Annotated in this window: 9 protein-coding genes; 8 read left to right on the top strand and 1 reads right to left on the bottom strand. The window is 29.9% G+C overall.

Features of this window, described 5'->3' with window-relative positions; all coding sequences use genetic code 11:
• Positions 1 to 60: 60 nt before the first annotated feature.
• The 8 genes from Q0352_RS11590 to Q0352_RS11555 all read left to right on the top strand — a co-directional run bounded on the left by Q0352_RS11590 (position 61) and on the right by Q0352_RS11555 (position 8,510).
• Positions 61 to 3,408 carry a class I tRNA ligase family protein gene (locus Q0352_RS11590; RefSeq protein ID WP_299527659.1) on the top strand — a complete coding sequence of 1,116 codons (3,348 nt, stop codon included), beginning with the start codon at positions 61 to 63 and terminating at the stop codon, positions 3,406 to 3,408.
• Between the two features lie 68 nt (positions 3,409 to 3,476).
• Entirely contained in the window at positions 3,477 to 3,734 is a 258-nt protein-coding gene (locus tag Q0352_RS11585; RefSeq protein ID WP_367274632.1) for a SemiSWEET family sugar transporter, read from the top strand.
• On the top strand, positions 3,734 to 4,495 hold the full coding sequence (locus tag Q0352_RS11580) for a hypothetical protein (RefSeq protein ID WP_299527657.1): 762 nt from the start codon (positions 3,734 to 3,736) through the stop codon (positions 4,493 to 4,495). The genes Q0352_RS11585 and Q0352_RS11580 overlap by 1 nt, the downstream gene beginning before the upstream one ends.
• Positions 4,496 to 4,580: 85 nt before the next feature.
• Entirely contained in the window at positions 4,581 to 6,047 is a 1,467-nt protein-coding gene (locus Q0352_RS11575; protein ID WP_299527655.1) for an ATP-binding protein, read from the top strand.
• Positions 6,044 to 6,820 (top strand): enoyl-CoA hydratase-related protein, encoded by a 777-nt coding sequence (locus Q0352_RS11570; protein WP_299527653.1) that lies wholly within the window; start codon positions 6,044 to 6,046, stop codon positions 6,818 to 6,820. The genes Q0352_RS11575 and Q0352_RS11570 overlap by 4 nt, the downstream gene beginning before the upstream one ends.
• 32 nt (positions 6,821 to 6,852) lie before the next feature.
• The gene (locus Q0352_RS11565; protein ID WP_299527651.1) at positions 6,853 to 7,437 is read left to right on the top strand and encodes a Crp/Fnr family transcriptional regulator; all 585 of its coding nucleotides are present in this window, start codon (positions 6,853 to 6,855) and stop codon (positions 7,435 to 7,437) included.
• A 95-nt stretch (positions 7,438 to 7,532) separates the two neighbouring features.
• Positions 7,533 to 7,889 carry a nuclear transport factor 2 family protein gene (locus tag Q0352_RS11560; RefSeq protein WP_299527649.1) on the top strand — a complete coding sequence of 119 codons (357 nt, stop codon included), beginning with the start codon at positions 7,533 to 7,535 and terminating at the stop codon, positions 7,887 to 7,889.
• A gap of 42 nt (positions 7,890 to 7,931) precedes the next feature.
• A complete protein-coding gene (locus Q0352_RS11555; RefSeq protein ID WP_299527647.1) occupies positions 7,932 to 8,510 on the top strand; it encodes a YceI family protein in 579 nt (192 codons plus the stop codon).
• A gap of 67 nt (positions 8,511 to 8,577) precedes the next feature.
• Here the strand turns inward: Q0352_RS11555 and Q0352_RS11550 are convergent.
• The coding region (locus tag Q0352_RS11550) for a LysM peptidoglycan-binding domain-containing C40 family peptidase (RefSeq protein WP_299527645.1) at positions 8,578 to 9,253 on the bottom strand (676 nt) is incomplete at its 5' end.

Raw genomic sequence — 9,253 nt, 5'->3', positions numbered from 1 at the left:
CACTTTATTGTTTTGTTTATAAAACGTAACTTTGCGCTTTTAAAAATGGAATAAGTACAGATGGAATATAACTTTAGAGAGATTGAAAAGAATTGGCAAAAATTTTGGGCAGAAAACCAAACGTTTAAAGCTGAAAATAATTCAGATAAGCCAAAATATTATGTATTAGATATGTTTCCATATCCTTCAGGAGCTGGTTTGCATGTTGGGCATCCACTTGGATATATTGCGTCTGATATTTATGCGCGTTACAAACGTCACAAAGGTTTTAATGTGCTTCATCCTCAGGGATATGATTCTTTTGGATTGCCTGCTGAGCAATATGCTATTCAAACAGGGCAACATCCTGCAATTACTACAGAAGCAAATATTAAAACGTATAGAAAACAATTGGATCAAATTGGATTTTCATTCGATTGGTCTCGTGAAGTACGAACTTCTGATCCATCTTATTATAAATGGACTCAGTGGATTTTTACGCAATTATTTAATTCTTGGTACAATAAAACAAGCGATAAAGCAGAAGATGTTTCAACGTTAATTTCAATTTTTGAAGCTGAAGGAAACGCAAATGTAACCGCTGCATGTGATGATGATATTTCAATTTTCACTTCAAAAGATTGGAAAAAATATTCAGAAGAAGAAAAACAAAAAACACTATTACAATATCGTTTAACATTTTTATCTGAAACAGAAGTAAACTGGTGTCCAGATTTAGGAACTGTTTTAGCAAATGATGAAATTGTAAATGGAGTTTCAGAGCGTGGAGGTCACATGGTTATTCGTAAAAAAATGATGCAGTGGAGTATGAGAATTACTGCTTATGCACAACGATTATTAGACGGAATGGCTAAAATAGATTGGCCACAACCATTAAAAGATTCTCAAACCAATTGGATTGGGCGTTCTGAAGGTGCAATGGTTTCATTTAAAGTTTTGCCAGCAGGAAATGCGGATAGCAAGAAAATAAATTTATCTTTTAAAGAAATTGAAGAGCTGAAAGTAAAACGTTCTAATCCTTCAAAAGCTGAAGCAGAATTATGGGATGTTTTAAGAAAGAAAAAAGGAGCTTCAAAATTTAGAACGAAGTATACAATTGGTACTTTTTTAGTAGATTTTGTATGTTTAGCAAAAAATACAATTGTTGAATTTTCAGGAAAAGAAGATGAAGAAGCAAGAACTGCTTATTTTGAAAATGAAGGTTTTAGTGTGATTCGGTTTTCTTCGGATGAGGTTTTAGATAATTCAGTTGCTGTTTCTTATAAAATAGACAATGCCTTACAATTTCCAAAAACACCAAAATCTAAGGAAGAAAAAGAAACTTCAGTGCCAGATTCGGAATTTATAATAGATGTTTTCACAACACGTCCAGATACTATTTTTGGAGTAAGTTTTATGACGTTAGCTCCAGAGCATGAGTTAGTTTCTAAAATTACAACCGAATCCCAAAAAGAAGCAATTGAAGCTTATATTAAAAAAACTTCAAAGCGCAGTGAATTAGAACGAATGGCCGATGTAAAAACCATTTCAGGAGTTTTTACAGGAGCGTATGCATTGCATCCGTTTACGGGTAAAAAAGTTCAAATTTGGATTGGTGATTATGTATTAGCAAATTACGGAACAGGAGCTGTTATGGCAGTTCCTTGTGGAGATCAACGCGATTATGATTTTGCGAAAAACTTCAACATAGAAATACCAAATATCTTTGAAGGTGTAGATATTTCTGAAGAAGCAAATACAGATAAGGATAATTCGATTATTGCAAATTCAGATTTTTTAAGTGGATTGCCTTATAAAAAGGCCATGAAAACCATTATTTACGAAATTGAAAAACGTGGTTTTGGTTATGGTAAAATTAATTTCCGTTTACGTGACGCTGTTTTTAGCCGTCAACGTTATTGGGGAGAGCCTTTTCCAGTATATTATAAAAATGGATTACCTCAAATGATTGATGTAAAATATTTGCCAATTGTATTACCAGAAGTTGAAAAATATTTACCTACTGAAGATGGAAAACCACCGTTAGGTAATGCAACAACTTGGGCTTGGAATACAAAAACAAATAAAGTAGTTTCAAATGATTTGATTGATGACAAAACTATTTTCTTATTAGAATTAAACACCATGCCAGGTTGGGCAGGGAGTTCTTCTTATTTTAACCGTTATATGGATTCTCAAAATAATGAGGAAATGTTTTCAAAAGAAGCGGTAAATTATTGGCAAGATGTAGATTTATATATTGGAGGAGCCGAGCATGCAACCGGACATTTATTATACTCACGTTTTTGGCAAAAATTCTTGTTTGATAAAGGAATTGTACCAGTTGACGAATATGCAAAGAAACTGATTAATCAAGGAATGATTACTGGAACTAGTGCATTTGTTTATAGATGGGAGTTTGGAGAAGGAAATGGAACAGATTTAGCCAAGAAAACAATTTTTGTTAGTAAAAACTTAATGGAAAACATCATTAAGGAAAGAAGTTCTATGGGAACCAATAAAAAAACAGAAGTAATAAAAGCAACTGTTGATTTATTGAGCGCTTGTGAAATTGAAAATGTTCCTAAAAAAGAATGGACAGGTTTTACACCAATTCACGCGGATGTTTCTTTTGTGAATGCTCATGATGAGCTAGATATTGAAGCTTTTAAAAACTGGAGAGTTGAATATAAAGACGCTGAATTTATTTTAGAAGACGGAAAATACATTGTTGGTCGTGAAGTTGAAAAAATGTCGAAATCTAAATACAATGTTGTAAATCCAGATGCTATTTGTGAAGAATACGGTGCTGATAGCTTACGTATGTTTGAAATGTTTTTAGGCCCGTTAGAGCAATCAAAACCTTGGAAAACGTCAGGTATTTCAGGTGTTTATAGTTTCTTAAAGAAATTATGGAAATTATATATTGTGAATGACCAGTTTTCAGTTTCTGATGAAGAACCAACAAATGAAGAGTTAAAAACCTTACATAAAACTATTAAAAAAGTAGAAGAAGATATTGCTAACTTCTCTTTCAATACATCAGTGTCAACATTTATGATTGCGGTAAATGAATTAACGGCTTTAAAATGTAATAAACGTGCTATTTTAGAACCTTTAGCTATAATTATGGAGCCTTACGCACCGCATATTGCAGAAGAACTTTGGAAAAATTTAGGGCATTCTGGATCAATTTCAACAGTTGATTTCCCAATATTTGAGGCGAAATATTTAGTGGAAAGCAGTAAAATATATCCAATTTCATTTAATGGAAAAATGAGATTTAAATTAGAATTCCCAATGGATATGGGCAAAGATGAAATTGAAAAGGCTGTTATGGCTCACGAGAAAACACAAGCACAATTGGATGGGAGAACTCCTAAACAAGTAATTGTTGTTCCTGGTAAAATTGTAAATATTGTTGGATAATTAAGAGTTATTTGTCATTCCTGATTTTGTAGGAATGATAAATGGTTTAAAAGTTGTAATTAAAGTAAATGATAGATGTATACGAAATAATTGGATTGATAGCTGCTGTTTTAACAACAACAGCGTTTGTTCCACAAGTATATAAAACCTGGAAAACAAAATCGGCAGGAAATATATCGCTCACTATGTATATTACTATGTTTATTGGGATTATTTTATGGTTAATTTATGGTATTCATTTAAATAGTATACCAATGATATTGGCTAATAGTGTAACGGCTGTTCTTGCTCTAATGATTATTATATTTAAGTTGAAATATAAATAATGAAGTTTAAAAAAAATAGGAATTATAATATCAGAAAAACACATCGTTATTTGGGTGTTTTTATAGGTATTCAATTTTTATTTTGGACACTTGGCGGATTGTATTTTAGCTGGAATAATATGGATGATGTTCATGGAGATACATTGCTTAAACAAGAAAAAAAACATATTGAAAGCATTGATTTTTCTCAAATTCAAAAAGGGATAGATTCTTTAGAAAATGAAATTAATATTGATTCTATTCATTCAATAAATTTAATTGAAGCATTTGGAAAACCATTAGTACAGTTCAAATACTTTAGTGATAATCATTTAAAAATTCAATTAATTGAAGCTGAAACTGGAAACTTACGTCCACCATTTTCGGGTCAAGAATGTTTAGAATTGGCTGAGCAACAATTAATAGAACAAATCCCAATTATTAAAGCCGAGTTTCTTGAAAAACACTCTACTGGAGCACATCATGAATACAGGAAAAAACCACTTCCAGCATATGCTTTTGCCTTAGATCATCCAACCAAAACTACCATTTATGTTTCAACCGAATTAGGTCAAATTACCAGTGTAAGAAACAATAATTGGAGACGTTTTGATTTTTTATGGATGCTTCATACGATGGATTATTCAACAAGAGATTATATTACAAATTGGGTACTTCGTATTTTTTCAGTTTTAGGAATTTTAACAATTTTTTCAGGTTTTTATTTATTTTACTTAACTTCTCCTTTAGTAAAGAGGTTTAGTAATATAAAAAGCGAATAATCTTTTTAAGTGGTAAGTGTTTTATGGAACGTTTATTGTTACATGTCATCTAAATTTATTACTTATATTTACTTCAAATTAAAGCATGAAATTAAGACAACTTTCTTTACGTATTCGAATATTTATATCAATGATATTGTTGGTGTTAATAGCTTCTATATTAATTGCCGCAGTTACATTATATCAGTACAAAGAACAAACCGACGAATACAACAGAGGAAGGTTAGACAGGAAAGAAGAATCAGTAAAAGCAGCTATAAATTTTTGGTTAAACTCCTCTCAAAATTCATATCCATTAGTAACCGAGAAACTTGCCGCAATATTTAAAGATAAAATTTATGAAATTTCTGATATTGAAAAATTAGAAATAAACATCTACAATTTAGAAGGAGAAATAATAAAAAGTTCTCATTCAGGTTTTGTAAAAAGTGACGCACCTGATGTATTATCTGATACCATATTAAAAAATATAGCTAATAATTACGAACATCATTATATCAATGAGAAAACTTTAAAAGGAAATGATTTTCAATCTTCCTATTCTTATATAACTGATAATAAGTTTAAGGCAATAGGAATACTAAATTTGCAGTATGTACAAGATAATACAATGCAAGACAAAGATTTAGAGGAATTTTTGGTTAGAATGGGTTTTGTATATTTATTAATGTTTGTAATTGCCATTGGCTTGGCTTACTTTATTTCAAGTTATATAACCAGAAACATTAAGGCTATAACTGATAAAATGAAGCAAACAAGTTTAACCAAACGGAATGAAAAAATTATTTTGGATTATGCAAGCGCTGAAATATTTACATTGGTAAATGCCTATAATAATATGGTAAATGAGTTAGAAGAAAGTGCCGTAAAATTAGCAAAAGGAGAGCGAGAGCAAGCTTGGCGTGAAATGGCAAAGCAAGTAGCTCATGAAATTAAAAACCCGTTAACTCCAATGCGATTGACAGTTCAAAGTTTTCAACGTAAATTTGATGCAACCGACCCAAAAATAAATGATAAAATTAATGAATATAGTAAAACACTTATCCAGCAAATAGATACCATGAGTTCAATTGCATCAGCGTTTTCAGATTTTGCTAAAATGCCAACTCAAAAATGTGAAGAGTTAAATGTGGTTGAAGTTGTAAAGTATTCAATAGATATTTTTTCAGAAGATTATATTTCGTATTTCCCACAAAAAGAATTTATTATTGCAGAATTAGATAAAACACAGCTAATTAGAATAATGACTAATTTAGTTAAAAATGCTACTCATGCGTTAGATGAAATTGAAAATAAAAAGATTGAAGTTTCTGTAAAAGAAGATAATGGCAATGTTATTATAAAAGTGGCTGACAATGGAAAAGGAATTTCTAACGAAGATAAAGAGCGTGTTTTTGAACCTAAATTTACCACAAAATCAAGTGGAATGGGGTTAGGGTTACCAATGATTAAAAATATTGTTGAAACCTATAATGGCACTATCACATTTACAACACAACTAAACAAAGGAACCGTTTTTAAAATAGTATTACCTAAAAAAATAACCATATGAATTTCGAAAATATATTGATAGAATTGAAAGATAATTTAGCTGTAATTATTATAAATAGACCAGCTAAATTAAATGCATTGAACAAAAAAACTATTGAAGAATTACACAATGCCTTTAAAGTATTGGATTCAAGTGCTTCAGTAAAAGCAATTATTATTACAGGGAGTGGTGAAAAAGCATTTGTTGCAGGTGCTGATATTTCTGAATTTGCCGACTTTAATGTTAAAGAAGGATCAGAATTAGCAAGAAAAGGACAAGAATTATTGTTTGATTTTGTTCAAAATTTAAGCACTCCAGTTATAGCAGCTGTAAATGGTTTTGCTTTAGGTGGAGGTTTAGAATTAGCAATGTCGGCTCATTTTAGAGTTGCAAGTTCAAATGCTAAAATGGGTTTACCTGAAGTTTCTTTAGGTGTAATACCTGGTTATGGAGGTACGCAACGTTTGCCACAATTAGTAGGAAAAGGGAAAGCAATGGAAATGATTATGACTGCTGGAATGATTTCAGCTGAAGAGGCTAAAGATTGGGGATTGGTTAATTATGTTGTAGAACTAGAAGAGTTAATGCCATTATGTGAAAAGTTAGCTAGCAAAATAATGAGAAATTCATCAGTTGCGATTGCTGCTGCAATAAAAGCTGTAAATGCTAATTATTCAACTAATATTAATGGTTTTGATGTTGAAATAGCAAAATTTGGAGAGAGTTTTGGTACAAATGACTTTAAAGAAGGAACTACTGCTTTTTTAGAAAAACGAAAACCTAATTTTGAGTGAAATAGCATAAATATTAATCTCAAATTAAAAAAATGAACGCTCAACCTTTATTAAATTACATAAATAAACAGATTAGTTTAACTGAAGGGGAAGAGTCATTTTTAATTTCAAAAGTTAATCATAGAAAATATTTAAAAGGACAATACATTGTTCAACAAGGAGATATTTGTAAACATGAATGTTTCATTATTTCAGGTTGCACAAAAACATTTTATGTGGATGATAGTGGACAAGAGCATATTGTTATGTTTGCAATTGAAGATTGGTGGACATCTGATATGGGAAGTTACATTACACAAACACCTGCAGATTTTAATGTACAATGTCTAGAAAACACGGAGCTTATTCAATTTTCTTATAATGATAAAGAAGAATTATATATAGAAATCCCAAAATTAGAGCGTTTTTTCAGGAAAATTATAGAAAAAGCGCTTGCTGCTTCACAAAAACGAATTATTAAAAATTTTAGCCTTCCAGCAAAAGAGAGATATCTTAATTTTAAAGAATTGTACCCAACAATAGAGCAACGTATTCCGCAATATATGGTTGCTTCATATCTTGGTATTACAAAAGAATTTTTAAGTAAAATTAAAAGTCAACTTATTTTAGAACAATAAATGTTAAACTAGATTAACATTATTTAATAAACTACCTTTTTTTCTTCTCAAACTATGTTATAGACATTTGTATCATAATAATTAAACAATAAATTATGGATACATTATTGAAAAACATTAGTAACGTAAACGATATGGTTCTTCAGGGAAAAGCTTTGGAGGCATTTGATCAATACTACCATGAAAATGTAGTAATGCAAGAAAATGATAACCCTGTTGTAGTTGGTAAATCAGCTAATAGAAAAAGAGAAGAAGAATTTTTTGGTGCAATCACTGAATTTAGAGGAGCAAAAGTATTAAAAGTTGCCATTGGAGAAAATAATGTCACCATGGTAGAATGGCATTTTGATTATACTCACAAAGATTGGGGTGTAAAAAACTACACGCAAATAGCTGTTCAGGAATGGAATGACGGAAAAATTATAAGCGAAAAATTTTATTACGGATCATAATTAAATATCACAAACAAAATTATAAACTAAAACGATAAAAAAATGAAAAACAGAATTAAAAATTTAGCAGTAGTAGCAATAATTGCACTTATTACATTTTCTTTCACTACTTTAAAAGAAGTGAAAAAAGAAATTAAAATAGAAAATAGTAAAGTAGTTTGGAAAGGTTACAAAGTAACTGGTTCACACGAAGGAACAATCACTTTAAAATCTGGGTCTTTAACGTTTACCGAGGATAAATTAACGGGTGGAGAGTTTACAATTAATATGACTACAATCACTAATACAGATTTAGAAGGAGAATATAAAGGTAAATTAGAAGGTCATTTAAAATCAGATGATTTTTTTGGTGTTGAAAAAAATCCAACAGCAACTTTGATCTTTAAAGAAGTAAAATCTACGGGTAAAAACTCTTATAATGTTATAGGAGATTTAACAATAAAAGGAATTACAAATACTGTTACATTTGACCTTTCTGTTTATGGAAATAAAGCAAACGTTTCATTAAAAATAGACAGAACAAAATACGATGTTAAATATGGGTCAACTAGCTTTTTTGATAATTTAAAAGATAAAGCTATTTATGATGAGTTCGATTTAGTTGCAGATTTAGAATTTTAATTCTAGCATAAATAAAATAATTTGCAACTATTAATATTTCTTTAAAGAAATATTAATAGTTGCATTATTATAAAACATTATTTATTTGAATATATCTTTTAGAATAGTAGGGTTCTTTCATAGATGAAATAATAACACCTCGAGTTGAAGAATGTATAAATATTATTTCATCTTCAATAACTTCAGTAACCATTCCAACGTGGTTTATAATTCCTTTTGCTCTAGTTGCAAAAAATATTAAATCACCTTTTTGTGCTTGAGACTTATCTTTTTTTGTTCCCATTTTAGATTGTTGATGAGAAGATCTGGGTAACGTTATATTTATTTCTTTAAATGCATTAAAAATTAATCCAGAACAATCAAACCCATTTATACTAGTGCCACCTCTACTATATCTAGCGCCTAAATTTTTCGAGACGGTTTCTATTAAAAATTGAATTATTGAAGGTTCCTCTACAATTTTTTCAATATTTTCGGATGTTGAAATTGTTTCAATTTCTTTTGTTTCGATTTCAATTTTAATAAAAGGTGTTTCTTCTTTAAGAATTAATGAGTAATTTATAGGAAGTTTCCTTATAACAGCAGGATTTAAACGTTCCAGTTCTTCAACTGAAATTCCATATTTTTTTGAAATTTTAGATAAAGTTTCTCCGGATATAACAACATGTTTTTGAACTATAGTTGAGTCTTTAATTGAGGTGCTTCTCTCAATTTCTTCAATAATATCTTGTTTTCTTGGAATT

This window comes from uncultured Lutibacter sp. (genome assembly GCF_937891065.1).
In the GTDB taxonomy this organism is placed as follows: domain Bacteria; phylum Bacteroidota; class Bacteroidia; order Flavobacteriales; family Flavobacteriaceae; genus Lutibacter.
The sequence above is the reverse complement of the archived record's forward strand: the minus strand, read 5'-3'. Positions and strand labels throughout refer to the sequence as shown.

What these genes read in the sequence shown, in the direction of transcription:
- Q0352_RS11580 (WP_299527657.1), top strand. Translation starts at nt 3,734, where the DNA reads ATGAAGTTTAAAAAAAATAGGAATTATAATATCAGAAAAACACATCGT.
- Q0352_RS11585 (WP_367274632.1), top strand. Translation starts at nt 3,477, where the DNA reads ATGATAGATGTATACGAAATAATTGGATTGATAGCTGCTGTTTTAACA.
- Q0352_RS11565 (WP_299527651.1), top strand. Translation starts at nt 6,853, where the DNA reads ATGAACGCTCAACCTTTATTAAATTACATAAATAAACAGATTAGTTTA.
- Q0352_RS11560 (WP_299527649.1), top strand. Translation starts at nt 7,533, where the DNA reads ATGGATACATTATTGAAAAACATTAGTAACGTAAACGATATGGTTCTT.
- Q0352_RS11555 (WP_299527647.1), top strand. Translation starts at nt 7,932, where the DNA reads ATGAAAAACAGAATTAAAAATTTAGCAGTAGTAGCAATAATTGCACTT.
- Q0352_RS11590 (WP_299527659.1), top strand. Translation starts at nt 61, where the DNA reads ATGGAATATAACTTTAGAGAGATTGAAAAGAATTGGCAAAAATTTTGG.
- Q0352_RS11575 (WP_299527655.1), top strand. Translation starts at nt 4,581, where the DNA reads ATGAAATTAAGACAACTTTCTTTACGTATTCGAATATTTATATCAATG.
- Q0352_RS11570 (WP_299527653.1), top strand. Translation starts at nt 6,044, where the DNA reads ATGAATTTCGAAAATATATTGATAGAATTGAAAGATAATTTAGCTGTA.